This is a genomic window from Pedobacter sp. (genome assembly GCF_035566355.1).
In the GTDB taxonomy this organism is placed as follows: Bacteria; Bacteroidota; Bacteroidia; order Sphingobacteriales; family Sphingobacteriaceae; genus Pedobacter.
On the sequence record NZ_DATMRL010000415.1, the window covers coordinates 1 to 18,388 of the forward strand.

General features: G+C 39.8%; 15 protein-coding genes and 1 pseudogene. 8 read left to right on the plus strand and 8 right to left on the minus strand.

Annotation, left to right across the window (positions count from 1 at the left end):
• From VNZ46_RS16055 to VNZ46_RS16080, 6 genes and pseudogenes are all read left to right on the plus strand, one after another.
• Positions 1-1,511, plus strand: a pseudogene (locus VNZ46_RS16055) (hypothetical protein); the annotation flags it as partial.
• 18 nt (positions 1,512-1,529) lie between these two features.
• Positions 1,530-2,942, plus strand: a complete 1,413-nt coding sequence (locus VNZ46_RS16060) for a RagB/SusD family nutrient uptake outer membrane protein (RefSeq protein ID WP_325561077.1) — start codon at positions 1,530-1,532, stop codon at positions 2,940-2,942.
• A 40-nt stretch (positions 2,943-2,982) separates the two neighbouring features.
• Positions 2,983-4,173: a thioredoxin fold domain-containing protein gene (locus VNZ46_RS16065; protein WP_325561078.1), complete on the plus strand. Its 1,191-nt coding sequence runs from the start codon at positions 2,983-2,985 to the stop codon at positions 4,171-4,173.
• Between the two features lie 23 nt (positions 4,174-4,196).
• On the plus strand, positions 4,197-5,393 hold the full coding sequence (locus tag VNZ46_RS16070; RefSeq protein ID WP_325561079.1) for a thioredoxin family protein: 1,197 nt from the start codon (positions 4,197-4,199) through the stop codon (positions 5,391-5,393).
• A gap of 34 nt (positions 5,394-5,427) precedes the next feature.
• Entirely contained in the window at positions 5,428-7,113 is a 1,686-nt protein-coding gene (locus VNZ46_RS16075) for an ABC1 kinase family protein (RefSeq protein WP_325561080.1), read from the plus strand.
• A gap of 12 nt (positions 7,114-7,125) precedes the next feature.
• Positions 7,126-8,358, plus strand: coding sequence for a glycoside hydrolase family 27 protein (locus VNZ46_RS16080; RefSeq protein ID WP_325561081.1), 1,233 nt, complete (start codon positions 7,126-7,128; stop codon positions 8,356-8,358).
• Here the strand turns inward: VNZ46_RS16080 and VNZ46_RS16085 are convergent.
• A complete protein-coding gene (locus tag VNZ46_RS16085; protein WP_325561082.1) occupies positions 8,355-9,299 on the minus strand; it encodes a nitrilase family protein in 945 nt (314 codons plus the stop codon). The two genes, VNZ46_RS16080 and VNZ46_RS16085, sit on opposite strands and share 4 nt — an antisense overlap.
• Positions 9,300-9,366: 67 nt before the next feature.
• On the minus strand, positions 9,367-10,158 hold the full coding sequence (locus VNZ46_RS16090; RefSeq protein ID WP_325561083.1) for a helix-turn-helix domain-containing protein: 792 nt from the start codon (positions 10,156-10,158) through the stop codon (positions 9,367-9,369).
• Between the two features lie 87 nt (positions 10,159-10,245).
• Between VNZ46_RS16090 and VNZ46_RS16095 the strand changes: the two genes are divergently transcribed.
• Positions 10,246-12,519 carry a tetratricopeptide repeat protein gene (locus VNZ46_RS16095; protein WP_325561084.1) on the plus strand — a complete coding sequence of 758 codons (2,274 nt, stop codon included), beginning with the start codon at positions 10,246-10,248 and terminating at the stop codon, positions 12,517-12,519.
• 17 nt (positions 12,520-12,536) lie between these two features.
• Here VNZ46_RS16095 and VNZ46_RS16100 read toward each other — a convergent pair whose 3' ends face one another.
• The 6 genes from VNZ46_RS16100 to VNZ46_RS16125 form a co-directional block, all read right to left on the minus strand.
• A complete protein-coding gene (locus VNZ46_RS16100; RefSeq protein WP_325561085.1) occupies positions 12,537-13,241 on the minus strand; it encodes a DUF2461 domain-containing protein in 705 nt (234 codons plus the stop codon).
• A gap of 87 nt (positions 13,242-13,328) precedes the next feature.
• Entirely contained in the window at positions 13,329-13,559 is a 231-nt protein-coding gene (locus tag VNZ46_RS16105) for a hypothetical protein (RefSeq protein WP_325561086.1), read from the minus strand.
• Positions 13,560-13,708: 149 nt separating this feature from the next.
• Positions 13,709-14,176 carry a hypothetical protein gene (locus VNZ46_RS16110; protein ID WP_325561087.1) on the minus strand — a complete coding sequence of 156 codons (468 nt, stop codon included), beginning with the start codon at positions 14,174-14,176 and terminating at the stop codon, positions 13,709-13,711.
• 127 nt (positions 14,177-14,303) lie between these two features.
• Positions 14,304-14,600 carry a hypothetical protein gene (locus tag VNZ46_RS16115; protein ID WP_325561088.1) on the minus strand — a complete coding sequence of 99 codons (297 nt, stop codon included), beginning with the start codon at positions 14,598-14,600 and terminating at the stop codon, positions 14,304-14,306.
• Complete coding sequence (locus VNZ46_RS16120) at positions 14,593-16,971, minus strand: ABC transporter permease (RefSeq protein ID WP_325561089.1); 2,379 nt, start codon at positions 16,969-16,971, stop codon at positions 14,593-14,595. The genes VNZ46_RS16115 and VNZ46_RS16120 overlap by 8 nt, the downstream gene beginning before the upstream one ends.
• Positions 16,972-17,179: 208 nt before the next feature.
• Positions 17,180-17,614, minus strand: a complete 435-nt coding sequence (locus tag VNZ46_RS16125; RefSeq protein WP_325561090.1) for an acyl-CoA thioesterase — start codon at positions 17,612-17,614, stop codon at positions 17,180-17,182.
• Positions 17,615-17,814: 200 nt separating this feature from the next.
• Between VNZ46_RS16125 and VNZ46_RS16130 the strand changes: the two genes are divergently transcribed.
• Positions 17,815-18,388 (plus strand): tetratricopeptide repeat protein (locus VNZ46_RS16130; protein ID WP_325561091.1); only part of this gene is annotated, 574 nt, incomplete at its 3' end.

An 18,388-nucleotide genomic window follows, 5' to 3' on the forward strand; every position in this document is an offset into this window, starting at 1 on the left:
ATGCGGGCCGTTTGGATGCTGTAGTTGGGGTGGAACTCAGAGAAACTTTGTTGTCTGGTTATGGCAACCGGGAATATGGATACGATAACCGACTACTGAGTTCAATACCAGTAAATTATGCACAAACGTATAAAACAGCAGACGGTGACCAGAAAGTTCCCTATATCCAGTCTAATGAAAACAGGAAAGACCGGTACGCCTCTGTATTTGGAAACTTTACCTATACCTACAAGTCTAGATATTCTCTATCTGGAAGTTTCCGTAAAGACGATTCCAATCTTTTTGGTGCCTCAAAAGAATTCCGTGCTGTTCCTTTATGGTCTTTAGGTGGAATGTGGCGGACAAAGGACGAAGATTTTATGGCCGGAACAAACTGGCTTTCCAAATTAAACTTAAGAGCAACTGTAGGGTATAATGGAAATTTAAACAAGGATACTTCTCCCTACCTGGTAATGCAGCAATCGGGCAACAATCCCATTAATAATGATCCCTTTGGAAGTATATACAACCCCGCAAACCCGCTGCTCAGATGGGAACGTGTACAAACCTTCAATCTGGGCACGGATTTCTCCTTATTCAATTACCGAATTAGTGGAAGCGTGGACGCTTACTGGCGCAAAAGCCTGGACTTACTTGGAAATGTAGACATCAATCCAACTTATGGATTTACTTCTTTGCTCGCCAATCAGCTGGAAATGAAAAGCAGGGGAGTCGATCTTGAATTAAGTGCAAATGTTATTCGCAACTCGCAGTTTAGCTGGACCCCGTCCCTAAATTTTTCCTTCAATACCAATAAGGTAACTAAAGCTTATTTTCAGCAGGAAACCACAACATATTATACCGGAACAACCAATCCAATACAAGGACAGGCGTTGGGCAGTTTGTACACGTATAGATTTGCAGGATTGAATGAACATGGAAATGCAATGATTTACAATGGTAATGGTGAAAAAGTATTGGCCGACCTCATTACTTTTGATGAAAAGGACCTCGGTGCGGTTCGATATCAGGGAAATACAACACCTCCATATTTCGGTGGACTTTCAAATACTTTCACCTATAAGGATTTTGAACTTTATACTTTGTTTACTTTTAAAGCGGGTCACAAATTTATGAGGCCTACTGCAGATCAGACCTATACCATTCCCTACAAAAGAATTGTACAGGCAGATCTTGCTAATCGCTGGAGGGTACCTGGAGATGAATTGAAAACAAATATACCAGCAATAGATCCTCTGCACACCAGTTCCTACCGGTATATCGACAGTGATTATTTCGTAGAGAATGCCAGTTATATCAGGTGGCGTGATGTGACCCTGACTTACCGGATTCCGGTGAGAAAATTGAAATGGAATGCTTTTCAAATGTTAAGTGTAAGCGTAACAGGAAGGAACCTTGCCCTTTGGACAGCCAACAAAGAAGGAATAGATCCGGATTATCTTGACAATTTAACTTCATCTGTTTTGCCACCCTCCAGATCTTTTGTCTTTAGTGTAAAAGCAACTTTTTAAACTCTAATTCTAAACACGATGTATACATCAAAATATAATTATTTAGTATTCTTCTTCTTATTTCTTTTTCTCAGCTCTTGCAGGAAATATGTTGAAATTGAGCCTCAGGGTAAAATTATACCTAGTACGGTAAATGATTATCAGTTGCTGTTAAATAATAGCGGGGTTTTTAATTTATCGTACGGAAGTGTGGAATATGCCACCGATAATGTAGCGTTCTTAAATGACAGTTTTATTAATGGATTGGATGTACGGTCTTTAAATATTTACAAATGGGCTAATCTGTTTTACCAGGCCAATGAAGATGACCCGGAATGGAACCTGTTCTACCAACAGATATACAATGCTAATGTCGCGATCCAGGGATTGCCAAATGCCAAATCAGGCGATGAAAATTTGAAGCAGCAGCTGATTGCCGAAGCGAAAGTACACCGGGCATATGCTTACCTTTGCCTGGTTAACTTATACGCAAAAGAATACCACACGGGAAGCGCGGCCACTGATCTTGGAGTGCCCTTGCTCACAGAACCAGGTTATACCCAAAATCTGAAACGTGCAACAGTGAGTGCAGTTTATGATTTGATCCTAAATGACCTGAATGCAGGCGTTGCCACACTTGCACCTTTGTCATCAAGTAAAACCGTCCCTTCAAAATGTGCGGCTTATGCTTTACTGGCCCGTGCGTATTTGAATATGGGTAATTATCAGCGCGCGCTGGACAATGCCAGTTTATCACTTGGCATACAATCGGAGCTCTTTGACCTGAATCCTTACATTGGTGCAGGTGCCGGATCTGGTTTGCCGGATGGTTTTTTTCTTCCCACCAGTCAGGAAAACCCCGAAGTAATCCTGATGAAAGCAAGTAGTGACGGGGGTGGAAATTTTCCTTTGAGCCCTGAATTGATGACTTTACTAGGTACAAAAGACCTGCGCACTTACTTTTTTACCTACTATGTTGGGCCAGATGGGGACCCTACAGGCATCTTTACTTATCCCGGTACTTATCATTCCTACTTTTCTCCTTTTGAAACGGCTCCGGGCAGTACCCAGTTGGGGCCAACAGTCCCAGAAATGATGCTGATCAAGGCAGAATGTTTAGCCAGGACGCAAAAAGCACAGGCTGGTCTTGCTGTTGTAAACGAATTGCGTAAAACAAGGTTTAAGCCCGCAGATTATACGGCCTTGACTGCTGGAAACGACGACAATGCCCTGCTGCTTATATTACAAGAGAGAAGAAGAGAGCTTTTTTGCAAAGGTTCACGTCTTTTTGATCTGAAAAGATTGAATGTAGATCCAAAGCTGGTCAAGACAATTATCCACCCATTAAAAACTCAGCAACTGACCCTTGCGCCCGGAAGTAACCGCTATATTTACCCAATTCCGGTGAAAGTGATCAATGCCAATCCAGAAATAGAGCAGAATCCGCGCTAGTTCACCAAATAACTATTCTATTATCCATAAAGATTAAAACATGAAAATATATATACTGATGGTTGCCCTGACCCTAGGGTCGGTAGCCACGCTTTTGGCACAGGGGATTGAATTTAACCATGGCACCTGGGCTGAAATTAAAGCACAGGCAAAAAAGGAGAACAAACTCATCTTTCTAGACTTTTATACAGTTTGGTGTGCACCCTGCCGGAAAATGGCCAGGGAAGTTTTTCCTTTGCCGGAGGCAGGAGACTTCTATAATAAACATTTCATTAACGTAAAGGTAGATGCGGAAAAAGGAGAGGGAATCACTTTGGCTAAAGAATACCGGCCTTCCGGATATCCAACACTGGTTTTTACAGATACAGATGGAAAACAGCTTTATCGTACCACAGGGGCTGAAAGTGCACAGGAATTGATCAAGCACGCGGAAGTTGCGCTCAACCCACAGAAGGATTATGATCTTTTAAAGGAAAAATATGCTAAAAATGAACTGGGTAAGGATGATTTATACCGCTTCATGGTCATTGCAAAAGCAAAAGATCAGAACAATGAGGTAAATGATATTTTCGACCGCTATTTTGATCTTGTTCACCAGGAAAATTCCAAGGAGATTTTTGTTTTGATGGAGGATTTTTTAAGCTCAAGCAGCAGTTCTTCTTTTAAATATCTTCTGGCTTACCGTAATAATTTTTACCGTACTGCGGGAAAGAAACAAGTGGACGACTATATCAAAAAGATATTAAAGCAGGAGTTTTCTTCTAAATTCCTTCATTATAATTCAAAAGAAAGTGAGCAAAATTACTTAGCAGCAAAAGCTGTTTTGGAATCGAAGGCCAATTTAACCGAAAAGGAAAAACTCCAACTTGATGTTTCTTATTATCAGCAGGCTCGTGACGAAAACAATTTTATAAAGGCAGCGGATCTACTGGTTAAAAAGTATGCATATCGGGACGATGAAGAAATCAGCATGATCCTTGGAGGGTCTTACATGGTTAAAAATCGGAATCACTTGCTCATGCTTAAGAAATGGGCAGAAATCGCAGTTGCTATCAGAGGAAATTCTCTGAATTACTTAGGTCTTGCCATGATCTGCGATCAGTTAATGGATAAAGAAAACGCTTTAAAAAACATAGAATTCTGCATGGAGGCTTCAAAAAGAGACGATGACGGCAAAGCCGGCATGATAGAACAGTTCAAACAAAGAATCGAACAGCATTACAAAAATTAACCCAAAGATTTAAAATACAAATTATGAAAAAGTACATATATATGATCATTGTATTCCTTTTAACAGGTTTTACAACAAGCTCCATTTTTGCACAGGGCATCGAATTCAACCATGGTACCTGGGCCGAAATTAAGTCTTTGGCAAAAGCACAAAATAAACTGATATTTATAGATTTTTATACAGACTGGTGCGGACCTTGCAAATACATGTCTGCGAATATCTTCCCTAAAAAGGAAGCTGGTGATTTTTACAATAAAAATTTTATTACCTACAAAGTAGACGCAGAAAAAGGAGAGGGGCCTGCATTGGCAAAACAATACCACATAAACGGGTATCCAACCCTTGCCTATATCAACTTTAACGGAGAGGTGATCCATCGGGTGACGAGTTCTATGGATCTCAAGGAGCTCCTTGAACATGGTAAACTGGCCCTGGAGCCACAGAATGACTATGCTCTGCTCAAAGAGAAATTTGCTAAAAATCAACTCAGTAAAAAGGATTTTTACCATTATTTTATCCTTGTTAAAGCAAAAGGTGACGTTAAAGAGACCAGCGAGGTTTTTAATCGGTACTTTGATGCAGTTGCAGCGGTAACGCCAGAAACATTTGCTCTAATCACAGAAAATGTAAATTCAACGGATAGTAGTCCTTTTAAGTACCTGGAAACTCATGTTAAGGGTTTCGAGGGTTTGATCGGGAAAGATAGCGTTGATGGTTACATCAAAAAATTCTACCTGGATGAATTTCAGGGCAAGGTTTGGTATAAATCTTATAAAACCTTGTCGGAATATGAAACGGCAAAATCAAATTTGAAGACCAAAATTGCTTTAACAGATAAAGAGGTTTTGGGTTTTGATACGGATTATTATCTGAGGGCCGGAGATGAAGATAATTACATGTTATATGCAGATAAGCTAGTTAACAAATACTATTATAACGACGATCTTAAAATCAGCAATGTCATTGGGGGCGGATCCAGATTGATCAAAAAGGAAGCAAATATCCTGATCATGAAAAGCTGGGCGGAACGTGCATTGGTTATAAAGGATAATTTTATTAATAATGCCACCTTAGCGATGCTTTACAAGCAGCTTAAAAATAGGACATTGGCTATAAAATATATTGATAAATCTATCGAGCAATGTAAACAAGAAAAGAATGGCTATGAAGATAGGGCTCAAATGATAAAAAAGGAGATTGAGGAAGCCAGTTACGAATAGCCTGTTTGGCTTGGTTTCTGTGGAGTGAAAACCCATGATGAAAAACCAAGCAAAAAAACTAAAGAGAACAGTAACGCTGATTCATATATTGGTAAAATACGGCTTTGAAGAGCTCCTGGTCAGAAGTAATATCAGGAGCTTACTATCGTCCCCCGGTACAGAAACGGATGCCTTTAAATCTGATGGAGAGAAATTGTCTTTTGGTGTTTATGAGCGCATCAGGATGGCGCTTGAAGAACTTGGTCCCACTTATGTGAAATTTGGGCAGGCCTTTAGCAGCAGGGAAGATCTTTTGCCAAAAGATATGATTGTTGAGCTTCAAAAGTTGCAGGATAAAGTAGAACCGGAAACCCTTGATGTTAGAGGATTTATTGAAACTGATCTGGGTGTTGATCCGGATCAGTTTTTTGAGCATATTGAATTGGAACCATTCGCTTCAGCTTCCATTTCCCAGGTTTATAAAGCGACATTGAAGGATGGTTCTGCAGCCATTCTTAAAATCAAACGTAGCGGTATCCGGGAAGTTGTTGCCTCTGATATGCTCATTATGAAAGATGTAGCTAAATTGCTGGTCAGTTACAGTGAAGTATTCAGGAAACTGAATTTAGTTGAAGTGCTGGAAGCTTTTGAAAAATCTATCTTTCATGAGCTTTCTTTTTTAAACGAGTTGTCTAATATTGAGCAGTTTTCCAGAAATTTTAAAGGCAATAAAGACATCTATCTGATCAGGACATACCCAGAGCTTTCCAATGATAATATATTGTGTATGGAATATGTGGATGGTGTAAAAATAACCGATAAACCAGTGTTGATAGAAATGGGCTTAGAGCCTGGTGAAATTGCAGCCCGGGGACTAGATCTTTACCTGACACAAGTACTGGACCATGGCTTTTTTCACGCAGACCCTCACCCTGGAAACCTGTTGGTATTGGCCAGCGGCCAAATTGCCTTTATTGATTTTGGGACCATGGGCAGCATGATGCCTAAGGATAAAGAACAACTGGAAGATTTTATATCCTATTTTATTGCCCAGGATGCCAGGAGGCTCATTGCGGTGATTAAAAAAATGGCCATCCGCTTTAATATCCCTGATGAAACAAAACTGGAAAGGGACATTCATGATTTTTTTAATCTGCTTGAAGGCAGTTCTCTTCATCAAATGGATGTAAAGGAAGTGTTGAGTAAATTTTCTGGCATTCTGAATGAAAATGAGATTCTAATGCCTGAACATCTGTACTTACTGGTGCGAGGTATTGTTTTAATAGAAGGAATTGGACGTGCTTTGGTTCCTGATTTGAATATTATAGAAAGTCTGAAACCCTATATTCTAAAGATTGCGCTGGGAAGGCTTAGTCCGGAATATTTAAAAAAGAAAGGGCTCAAATTTCTGGGGACCATGGCTGACGCCTTAAAAACAGTGCCTGATGATCTGGTTTCGATCATATCAAAACTCAATGGTGGGGAATTGAAAGTTATACAGGAAGTCGGGGGGCTTCCGGTCTTGCAAGAGAGAATTGTAAAAGGATTCAACAGGACAGTGCTCGCTATTGTTTTGTGTGGGTTGTGGGTCAGTTCGGCTTTGTTGTTATTAGCAGATAAACCTCCCAAATGGGCGGATATTCCCGCTCTTGCCTGGATCGGATTTGCCATTAGTGTTGTATTGATGATGATATTGTTGATTTCTTACATTTTTGAAAATAAACCCGGAAAAAAATTATAATTTTCCCAAACCATGGTAAAACTCTGTAAAACGTTACTCTTTAGTTTATTTCTCTCTGCAGGTGCACTTTATGCACAAGATATTGTCCAACACCCTAAAACACCGATCATGGGCTGGTCCAGCTGGAATAATTTTAGGGTGGCTATTAATGAAGATATCGTAAAAGCACAGGCAGACGCTATGGCTGCCAAAGGTCTGAAAGAGGCGGGGTACCAGTATATCAATATGGATGATGGTTTCTTTGGCGGGAGGAATGCTAAAGGGGATTTACTGGTTCATTCGCAAAGGTTTCCATCTGGAATGAAAGCGCTTGCAGACTATATTCACCGTAAAGGTTTCAAAGCAGGTATTTATTCAGATGCAGGAATCAATACCTGTGCTTCAATTTGGGACAAGGATACCATTGGCGCAGGAGCAGGTCTTTATGGTCATGACGAGCAAGATCTTACCCTAATGCTTAAAACCTGGGGATATGATTTCATTAAAATAGACTGGTGCGGAGGTGAAAAGCTGGGGCTAGATGAGCAGCTGCGTTATACACAATTGGCCAACCGGATAAAAAGTATAAAACCCGAAGCCTTATTTAATATCTGCCGGTGGCAGTTTCCCGGAAAATGGGCAATGGAAATTGCAGATTCCTGGCGGATATCGGGAGATATCAGCAACCAGTTTGAATCTATTCTTCATATTATTGATAAGAATGCAGATCTCTGGAAATACAGTTCACCAGGGCATGTAAATGATATGGATATGCTGCAGGTAGGACGTGGGATGAGTTATGAAGAAGATCGTGCACATTTTACGATGTGGTGCATGTTGAACTCTCCATTGTTGTTAGGTAATGATCTGCGAACTATATCTAAAGAAACACTAAGTCTGGTAACCAACAAGGAAATAATTGCCTTGAACCAGGATAAGTTAGGCTATCAAGCGCGCAGGCTCGAAAAGAAAGGTGAACTTGAAACATGGGCAAAACCTCTAATCTCTACCATGAGCGGGACCATTGCCGTAACTTTACTTAACCGATCTGCAAAAACAGCAAGTCAGATTTTTAATCTGGACAGTCTGGGTATTGATGCTTCAAAAGGTTATACTTTACGTGACCTGTGGAAACATAAAGATTCTCCTGTATCTACCATGAAAACAGTCAGTATAGAGGTTCCGGCACACGGTGTTGTTACGCTTAAAATTACCGGTTCGCCGAAACCCTTTAATGTGTTTCAATCTGACAATAAAATCAACTAAGACAACCAGACAACTGTCTGCTCCGCGTCGTGGGGCTGACCAATGATGTCTTTATATAAGTTTGGTTTCCTTGCTTGCTTGTAGCGGTAGCCGCCGGCTTTGCTTAACTTATCTGCGGCAATGTTAGCTATACAGAAGCTGTTTCCAAGTTCACGGCATTCTGCAATGATGTCGCCATAAGGATCTAAGATCATGGAACAACCATTCTTTAACTGGTCATCGTCCATACCGATTGGATTAGAAAAGATGGCGTAAATACCATTGTCATATGCTCTGGCCGGCATCCACTTCATCAGCCAGCTACGGCCTTTGAGCCCATCAAATTCTATTCTCAAAGATGTGGGATCGCTTAGTCTGTTCTCCCATAATGCAGGATCAACAAAACCAGCACCCGGCCTGGTGGAAGGTGTACACATCGTTACATGGGGCATAAAGATAATGTCAGCACCAAGGAGTGTGGTAGCCCTGACATTTTCAATAATATTATTGTCGTAACAAATCAGAATACCACATTTCCAGCCCAGCAATTCAAAAACAACGTATTGATCTCCCGGTTCCAGGTATGGATTAATGAAAGGATGGAGTTTTCGGTACTTTGCAACCAGTCCGTTTTCATCAACGCAAACATAAGCCTTAAATAAACGATCATTTTCATCTTTCTCAAACAGCCCGGCCAGAATGGCTATTTTATATTCTTTTGCATATGCAGTAAGGGTTTGTATAGATGGGCCATTTGGGATAGGTTCGGCTAGTGTGAGCATCTCTTCCCGGGATAGGTTTCTTGCAAATGTATAAGCTGTAATAGAACATTCATGAAATGCAATCACATCAGCGCCCTGGGCTGCAGCCTTTGCTGTAAGATCTTTGATGACGCTTAAGTTATAGGCTTTATCTCCATTTTTATGCTCAAACTGAGCAGAAGCAATTTTTATAGTCTTCATCTTAATTAAATTATAAGACAAAGCTACGCTGGCCTGAAATGCCAGGATTGTACATTTCCGACAAGAATTAAATCCCGGCAGGAAAGAGGTTGACTGCTAGTTTATGGCTCTGGCTCAGGTATTTTAGTGGGCTAACTCCGGCTATCTTCTTAAAATCGTGAATAAAATGTGCCTGGTCAAAATATCCAGCTTCACAAGCAACCTGTGCGGTACTGTTGAAAGGAGTATATTGCAATAATTTTAGTGTTTGGTGTATCTTTACTATACCAGAGAAATATTTTGGGCTGATGCCGATCTGAGCGTTGAATTTTCGTTCTAACTGCCGCTCGGTGACCTGGAGTTTCTCGTTGATCCATGCAATGGGTAAACGGCCCTTGTGTGTACAGATTAGTTCAATTGAGTGCCGTACCTCGGGGTCTACAGGGTAGAAGGAAGAATATTTTTTGATAAAGAATGTTTCCAGAATCTGGATTCTGTCTGCAGAGCTGGATGCATTTAAAATCTGCTCTTCCAATTCTCTTGCCTGGTTCCCTAAAACATCCTCTAATGCAGTGAAATGATTTTTGAACGTATTGGCTGGTATACCTGTTAATGCATAGATGCCGTAGGGTTGGAGAACAGTAACAATGAGTCCTGTTTTTCCACTGGAAATTAAGTGTTTACAATCTTTAAGTTGTCCGTAAAGAAAGCCCACTGGCATGGTATTGCGATGCGATCCTTCTGAAATGGGCTGGTCATAATGAAATACAATTCCAGGATTACCATCAGCAAACATTTGATGATTCACGGGGCCATCACTTTCTAAAATCAGAAAATGTTTGATCAAGGAATTTAAAGAAACAGCCGGGCAAATTTGCATATGGCAAAGTTAACAAAAAGAAATTGGTGATAACTGGCAGAAATTTTGCTCTACGCCCCAAAAGATACCCAGACATACTAACGCTATATGGTAGACCTCGAATATTTACACAACCTTTACAACAACGATAATTATGAAGCCTGCCTTGAAGCAGCCAATCTGTTCCTTCTCGTTAATGAACAAAACACACAAGCCTTATTGCTAAAAGCCAAAAGTGAATACCAAATGGTCTTTTATGAAGCATGGGATGAAGATCCGGAAGAAGACAACCGGTTTGAATCGGTTTGCGGTAGTTTTGAAAGAGTATTGGAACTTGATCCTTCCAATGAAGAGGCAATGCTCTATCTGGCCTATATTTATATTGCTTTACTCAAGACCAATTTACCAAAGGCTATCGCTTATTGTGATATAATGGCGAACTCTCTTCACCTGGCCACTAAAATTAAAGCCATCAGTTACCATCAGGACGCCTGCCAGCAGGAAGGACACATTTCTCTTGCGCTGGAAGATGCAGATCAATTGATCACCTTAACTAAGGTGTTCTATGAAGAGAACAGGAATGCGCTTGATGTTGAACTTGGTCAGGTATATCTCAAAAAAGGCAATTTATACCTGCATCATCAGAATGACGGAATGAAGGCACTTGAAGTCTATAAAGAAGGTCTTGACTATATGTATCCCGATCCTTTGAACTTTGCGATGATTGCTAATCTGGCCTTCGACCAGAAGGATTACGAAACTGGGGGTAAAGTATCCGTTCTGGCTTTCCTTTCAAATGTGTCTGGAGCGGAGGAAGAGCTGTTGGACTTGTACCGGAAACTGGAAGAACTGAACAGTAAAGGGGTAGAGAACAAGTCGATGGTGGAGGCCATTTTTGTCGCATTGAGAGTATTTGCTGATGAACTGGGCTGCGATACAGTTGAAATGCTCAATTTTGCTCAGCATTATATTAAAATATTTCCTGATTGGTATATTCCATATCATTATGCTGGTGCCGCTTTATATGATGCCAAAAGCTATGCAGAAGCACTTCCGTATCTGGAGAGGAGCTTAAAAATGGGGGGACGCTCTTATGGTGTACAGCGCTTTTACGAGACGAACTATCACGTCAATGCTGCATTTCCTCAACTGGAAAAATGGCCTGAAGATTCTTCTTCAGACTATTACAATGCCGGCGTCAATTTCTATGAATTTGAAACACAATTTTACAACCCATCCATTAGCAGAGAGTTACTTAAAATCAGAACCAACTTCTATAAGATCTCTTACGATGGTTTTTATAACTATTTTTGTAATCATAATAAGAGGAAAGGTACAAATGATGCTGATGTGCATGTATTTGCCATGTGCTGTAATAATTATGGCATTGCATTGACTGCTCAAGGCGCTTATGAAAAGGCTGTAGAAGTGCATCAGCTGGGCTATTCCTTTTCTCCTTTCTGGGAGCAGCTGAGCAGTTGGGGAACAGCCCTTAAAAAATTGCAGAGGTACGAAGAGGCCTTGGAGGTATTCAACCGTGCCCTAACTTATGGTAGCAGTTATTTAGATTTCAGCGATTATATAGAACTTAGAGGGGAAATTCTGGAGATTCTCCTTAAATTGGGTCGTCTGGAAGAAACCAAAGAGTTACTCACAACAACTGACCAGGAGTACAATGACTTTATCAGTAACAACCGGAAAGAACTTTCAGAAGCGTATCTTTTTACCCTGAATGAAAGGTATATTACTGTCCAGAACATCCGGCTTGACCTGCTCAAAGAAGGTAGCCTGGAAGAGGCCAACAAAGCCTGGCAGGAGCAACTGGAAAAACATCCTGATGACAACTCTTCCTGGTTTATGCTGATGCAAAATTATTATCAGATGAAAGATTACCGGCAGTGTATTGCCTGTGCAGACAATTATCAGTCTGTTAAAGGGAAAGCTATTCAACTCGAATCTGTTCAAAAGGTGCATTTTATGCGCGGAATGTCTTATCTCAACCTGGAGAATTATGACCAGGCGAGAGAGAATCTGAAAATATTGCTTCAGTCTTGTCAATCCGGAGATCCTATAGAAGAAAGCATTATTAGTGATGCCAATCTTCGCCTGGCAGAATGCTGTTATAAACAAGAGCAATGGAAGGAATGCATGACCTTTGCATGGGATGGCATTGACTGTTATAACAGAAATGGCTGGAAATGGGATGATGCACGTGTAGAAATGACACTCTATTATGCAGATGCCTGTAAAGCAACCGGAGAATTGAAAGCTGCTATAGGTACACTGGACACCATATTAAAAATGGTTCCCGGCAATCAGGAAGCAATAAGGAGAAAAAAGGAGTGGAAACCAAACCGTGGTCTTTTCTCCTTTTTTAAATAAATAGATAAGGCCGGCGGCTATATTGGTAATCCGTTGATGTCTGTTGTAAGCACCTCGCTCATATAATCGAAAAATGGCCGCATACCCATGAAAGTACGGTTCACCTCTTCCAGAAAGTTTTTACTCAACACTTCTTTGTCTGAAAACTTTCTGGAAATCAGAAATTGCTTATACCGAAGTAAATCAATGGCCTCGTGGCTGGGATCATAGCCTTTAGGTGCTGTTTTAAGTTGCTCTCCATGTAAGGTTCCAAAAAGGGAAAGAAATGTGGGCTCAGCAAGTATATTTCTCAAAGAGGAGGGGTCAAAAGCTATATCATCTCTGATGAGTTTGAGATCTTCCGGTACAGGTCCCCAGAATCCACCACCAATAAAACTATTTCCTGGTTCTATGTGAAAATAATAACCACCTCTGCGGTATTTGGTTGCCCGTTTAAAACTACCGCTCCAATGTGATTTATAAGGTGTTTTATCTTTAGAAAAACGTGTATCACGATAGATCCGGTATAAACTCTTTTTGCCTGATGCGGTTTCAATTACATCGTGAGCTGATAATTTCTCCAGCAAAGTGTCTGCAAATATCTCAATAGATTTTTGTTCTTCCTGAAATTCTGTTTTATGTTCGTTAAACCATTCCCTGTTATTGTTTTTCTTAAGTGTACTTAAGAAAACTAAAGTGGAAGGGGTTAATCCCGAAAATTTATGTGCGGCTGTTTCTGACATATCATAAGATTCTGTATGGCATCTAATTTATACCATATTTAGGAATTTATTGTCAGAAGATTATAACAATGGTCAGCAACAACGGGCCTAAAACCTATAGCGAAGGGAAATGGCTTTACCGATTGCATTGATCAATTCCCGGTCCAGACTTTCTTCTTCTGTGTCACTAAGGTTCCAGGTTTTATCTGAACGGATTAGTTTTAACTCTTTTCCATGGAGTAAAATATTGATTTCGTTGGTGTTAGAAGAAGGTTTTTCTCCTAAAATAGAAAAATTAATATCGATATCTTTATACGTAATGCGAAGGGGTAAACTCATGAGGCTGCAAATATAGAAAATTCCGTGCTTCTGCCTAATGAACAAACTGAATAAATTCGGAAAAGGGAAATTCTATGGAGTAATATATTGTTGAAGTCGAAATAATTTATCATCCAGGCCAGGCCAGGATGATAAATTTTAAGCTGAAATTACAATCTGAAGCCAACTTTTAAGGCCGCATAAGAGGTACCGGCATCTTCAATTCTGAAACCCAGATCAATGCGGTTATTCACCTTATAACCAATACCACCTCCAACTAAGAAGTCTGTACCGTAACCATTAAATCCAACGGCTGCACCTAAATTAAAGTTCAAAAAGAATTGCTTGTCCACATAGTACTTAATTCCACCTTTTAAAGGTAAAAAGGTATAATTCTCATACCAGTCATGTTTTGGAAATAAGGTTTCTACACCTGTAGCCAATGTTAAACCTAATTTGCGTTCCGCTGGCCACTCTGCTTCTAAAATACCACCAATACCTACGTTGTACGCTTTACTAAACGGGATGAGTAATTCAGGAGAGAGCGTTACTTTTGCCGACTGAGCATGTAGTCTTGTTGTTAATGAGGTGAATACAATGACAATCAGCGCAATAGTTAAGTTGGTTTTCTTTTTCATTTGTATAAATAGATTATTTTTCTGGTTTTTACAAAAATCAGACCAGATAGAGAACTTTAGAACAAATGATAGCGTTTTCTTTCTCCTACGACCAATAAACCTTGCATTATCTGTTTGATTTCTGCATTTATTGGTTCCAATATTTTTCTTCAAATGAAAGAATCGTTGAGTTGATTTCGGAAATCATAGCCTCTATAGCGTCTTTATTCTTTTTTATTACAAGAAAAAGCGAAGTTAATTGACTGTAAGTTTCGAATACACTTACAGCCTGATCTGGACGGTTCGCAATGAGTAAATGAAAGGCTTCTTCTATGTTCCTGTAAAAATCTGGAGCTGCATCAACTTGTAAGGCTCCTTCCAGAACTTCCTTTAACTGAGTGCATTCGGCCATATGGTTATGTAATGTATCTGTAGAGTTATTCATATTTTAAAGCCTCTGCCGGATCTGCTACAGCACTTTTATAAGATTGAAAACTAATGGTAAGCAATGCGATACCTAAAGTTAATGAAGAAGCTGCAATAATTACCCACCAGGAAATTGAGGTACGGAATTCAAAATTTTGAAGCCATTTGTCCATCAGATAATAAGACAGCGGGACCGATATAAATATTGCAATGCAGATCATTTTCAGAAAGGAATAGGAAAGTAGCTGCATTAAATGCGAGGCAGAGGCACCTAGAACCTTTCTAATGCCAAATTCTTTGGTCCGTTGTGCTGCACTGAAAGAAACCAGACCATACAATCCCATACATGAGATAAAAACTGCCAGACCACCGAAAATATTGGATAGAATGCCAAGTTTTTGCTCCTTTTGCATCATTTCCTCGTATACAGTACTTGTGAAACGAAGTTCAACAGGATAAGAAGGATTGAGTTCCTTTGTGATCTTGGTTATGGTTTCTATATTTTTTTGCAGGCTACCCGCAGAATTAATTCTCATCGTAATATAACCCGTGTAATCTTTGTCAAACGAAATCAGGAGCGGTGTATTGGACTTATAAGGAGAATCCCATACATAATCCTCAAATACGCCTATAACCTTTTTCTCCTGACCAGCGAGTTTAAGGATTGTACCTATTGGTTGCTTTAAATTCATTGCTTTAACCGCAGCGGCGCTGATTAATACACCTGCGGTATCTGAAGCATATTGTTTTGAGAAATCTCTGCCACTTTGCAGTTTGAGGCCATTGGTTTTAATAAAATCGTAGGTTGTGCCAACCCGGTTAAACAGAATGTCACTTTCGGCAGGAGTGGCACCTGGCCATTGTACATTTTTAATAAAGGAGCTATGATGCACCAGAGATACCGACGATTGGCAAACACTGGAAACCGCACCAGATTTAAGCAGTTGCTCTTTAAATAATTCATATTTCAATTGTAAATCTCCATCCTGTGGCATTTCTGCCAGGGCATTTACATTGCTGCCGATCGGCCGGTTTTTTATATATTGTATCTGCTTATAGATCACCATCGTTGATATGATCAGCAATACAGTAAAACAGAACTGACCCACTATTAATATTTGCCTCAGGTTTAAAGAAAGCCAGGAACTTCCTGGGATTTTTCCTTTTAATACCTGTACGGGATTAAAGGAGGACAAGTAAAATGCAGGATAGCTCCCCGCAACCAATCCCGTCAACAAGACAATGCCGAGCAAACTGGACCAATTGTATAAATTGAAGTATGAAATGCCCATACTAATGTTCAATAAATGGTTGAAGGTTGGCAGAAAAGCTTCCACCAACACAAGAGCAATGACGATGCTGATCAATGCCAGGACCATTGATTCGATCAGGAACTGAAGGATCAGCGAACTTTTCGTAGCACCTATTGTTTTCTTAATGCCGACTTCCTTTGCCCGTTTCTCTGATTTTGCAGTAGCCATGTTCATGAAATTAACACAGGCAATCAACAAAATACCAAAGGCCAGACCTGTAAAAAGCCAGATTTGATCGATTGCTCCACCAACACTCTTGCCATTTTCAAATTTGCCGTGCAAATGCATGTCGGATAATGGAAAAAGAAAGTGAGGTATGATGCCTCCGCTGATGTGTTGGTTATGTTTGATCAGATCATCTAGTTTTTTGTTCACTGACTGGATATCGGAGCCTGGGTTCAGCCTTATTAATGTTGAAAAACTATAATTATTCCAGTTCAGTCCTCTTGCATCTGGATTCACCGTCTCGTAGAATGACCAGGGCATTAAAAAATCAAATCTGTTGGAACTGTTTTCGGGCAGATCTTTAATTACCGCAGAAACAATTAGATCGTTTTGCGCTTCATATTTTACAGATCTACCCAATACATCTGTAGAGCCAAATAGCGTTTTTGCGGTACTTTCTGTTAAGATAACAGATCCTGGATTATTTAAAGCGGTTTTGGGATTGCCCTGAATAAAGGTATAATCATATATATTCAGCAGATCAGGCTCTGCAAACTTGGCCTGTCTCTTAAAGGTGTTTTCACCGTTTGCAATCAGTTTCCTGGAACCATAGTTCATTCGTGCAATATATTTGACTTCAGGAATCCCTTGTTTGACCAGGGGAGCAAAACCCGTTGTTGTACCGTCAAAGGTTGCTACGATTTTTCCGCTGTCGTCGCTTACATTAGTCATTGCAACATAAACATCAGGGGCATTTTTTGCTTGTTTGTCAAAACTCCATTCATAAGATACATATAGCAACAAGAGAAAGCAAGCAGCCAGTCCGATGGCCAGCCCAATTACATTAATACAGGAAGAAACACCGTTTTTGAATAGGCTTCGTAATGCAATTTTAAGATTTAATTTGAACATAGGTCTGAATTTACAAAGTACTGGTCTGACTTTCCCAAGCTGTGCCAATATTACACCACAATTCATTTATCTGTTTCAGACGCTGCGATAGCAGATTTACCTGATATATAGTGATCGAAACCGAACACTTGTTGTGCACAAATGAACAGATAATTTATACCTAAAGAGACAGGAAAATATAAATTCAGGAGGTTACAGCGTCCCCTTTTTATTGTATAAATTCAAAATCCTCTGCCTTTGGAAATCTATCCAGTCCAGAAAATATGGCATCAGGAACAGGTCTGGCCAATTTTCTTTTGATGGTATTGATCCATGCGCCTTCTACTTTAATTAATGCATGCAGTGTATTGTCTTCAGATAGAAATTCATGCTGAATAACCCAGAAGGAACCGTCTTGTTTCATCTTCAATAGTTTGGTTATGATATGTATTTTGGAATTGAGATGGATCTCCCTCTTAAACTCACATTGTTCTTTGAACAGAACCGGTCCAACGTTCTCGGCCTTCATCAGGTCTATGGTAATTCCATATTCATTTAATATTTCAATTCTTTCTTGCGCAGCCAAGTCATAATAACTGCTGTGGCGCAAGTGAAAATTGGGGTCCAGGTCTGACCATCTTAAACTCAGATTTTTTATACTCATAATCGTAATTTACTAAGATCAAATATACTCTTTGACCTCAGTATTTGGATAAATGACCTCGTCATTATTAGGTAAAAGCCATAGCATCATTCATGATGAAGAATGTAGTGGTACTGATTTTTAGATAGGTATTCTGAAAAAATGTTTTAAATAAGTTTATCTTTATATCAATCACTCTTTGTTATGTAAATTCCCATCTAATGAGAAAAACCTTGTTGTTTTGTCTTATCCTGCTTTTCGCCGAAGGCATTTGTAATGCGCAGCCTGATGAACTGGATAATCTTAAAGCATCGTTGTCACGAATCAAAGACAGTTTACGTTATATTGATGCAATCAATAGGATCGGTATGCTCATGTATGAGCGAAACGTAGACAGCACATTTTATTACGGTAAAAAGGCAAGAGAAATGGCCTGGCGTCTTAAATATAAAAAGGGTGAGGCCGATGCATTAAACAATCTGGGCGTTTTTTTTGACTTGAAAGGCAATACCCAACTTGCGCTTCGGTATTATAATGATGCTTACCAATTGTATAAAAAACAAAAAGATTCTGTTAATAGCGTACAAACCCTGATGAATATTGGGATGGTCTATAAAGAAATTGGGAAAGACGACAAGTCAAAACAGTGGTTTAAGGCCAGTTTAAAAGTGGGAAGGAAATTGAGCAAGGATTCCATTATGTCTCTTGTCATCTATAACTACTTATTGTTATATCCTGCAGCCTTTGGCCGGGATTCAATGAGGTATTATCTGAATAAAGGAAGAAATATTGCTA

Bases quoted from the DNA above. Each gene is read 5' to 3' on its own strand.
- VNZ46_RS16060 (WP_325561077.1), top strand. From the start codon at position 1,530: ATGTATACATCAAAATATAATTATTTAGTATTCTTCTTCTTATTTCTT.
- VNZ46_RS16065 (WP_325561078.1), top strand. From the start codon at position 2,983: ATGAAAATATATATACTGATGGTTGCCCTGACCCTAGGGTCGGTAGCC.
- VNZ46_RS16070 (WP_325561079.1), top strand. From the start codon at position 4,197: ATGAAAAAGTACATATATATGATCATTGTATTCCTTTTAACAGGTTTT.
- VNZ46_RS16075 (WP_325561080.1), top strand. From the start codon at position 5,428: ATGATGAAAAACCAAGCAAAAAAACTAAAGAGAACAGTAACGCTGATT.
- VNZ46_RS16080 (WP_325561081.1), top strand. From the start codon at position 7,126: ATGGTAAAACTCTGTAAAACGTTACTCTTTAGTTTATTTCTCTCTGCA.
- VNZ46_RS16085 (WP_325561082.1), bottom strand. From the start codon at position 9,299: ATGAAGACTATAAAAATTGCTTCTGCTCAGTTTGAGCATAAAAATGGA.
- VNZ46_RS16090 (WP_325561083.1), bottom strand. From the start codon at position 10,158: ATGCAAATTTGCCCGGCTGTTTCTTTAAATTCCTTGATCAAACATTTT.
- VNZ46_RS16095 (WP_325561084.1), top strand. From the start codon at position 10,246: ATGGTAGACCTCGAATATTTACACAACCTTTACAACAACGATAATTAT.
- VNZ46_RS16100 (WP_325561085.1), bottom strand. From the start codon at position 13,241: ATGTCAGAAACAGCCGCACATAAATTTTCGGGATTAACCCCTTCCACT.
- VNZ46_RS16105 (WP_325561086.1), bottom strand. From the start codon at position 13,559: ATGAGTTTACCCCTTCGCATTACGTATAAAGATATCGATATTAATTTT.
- VNZ46_RS16110 (WP_325561087.1), bottom strand. From the start codon at position 14,176: ATGAAAAAGAAAACCAACTTAACTATTGCGCTGATTGTCATTGTATTC.
- VNZ46_RS16115 (WP_325561088.1), bottom strand. From the start codon at position 14,600: ATGAATAACTCTACAGATACATTACATAACCATATGGCCGAATGCACT.
- VNZ46_RS16120 (WP_325561089.1), bottom strand. From the start codon at position 16,971: ATGTTCAAATTAAATCTTAAAATTGCATTACGAAGCCTATTCAAAAAC.
- VNZ46_RS16125 (WP_325561090.1), bottom strand. From the start codon at position 17,614: ATGAGTATAAAAAATCTGAGTTTAAGATGGTCAGACCTGGACCCCAAT.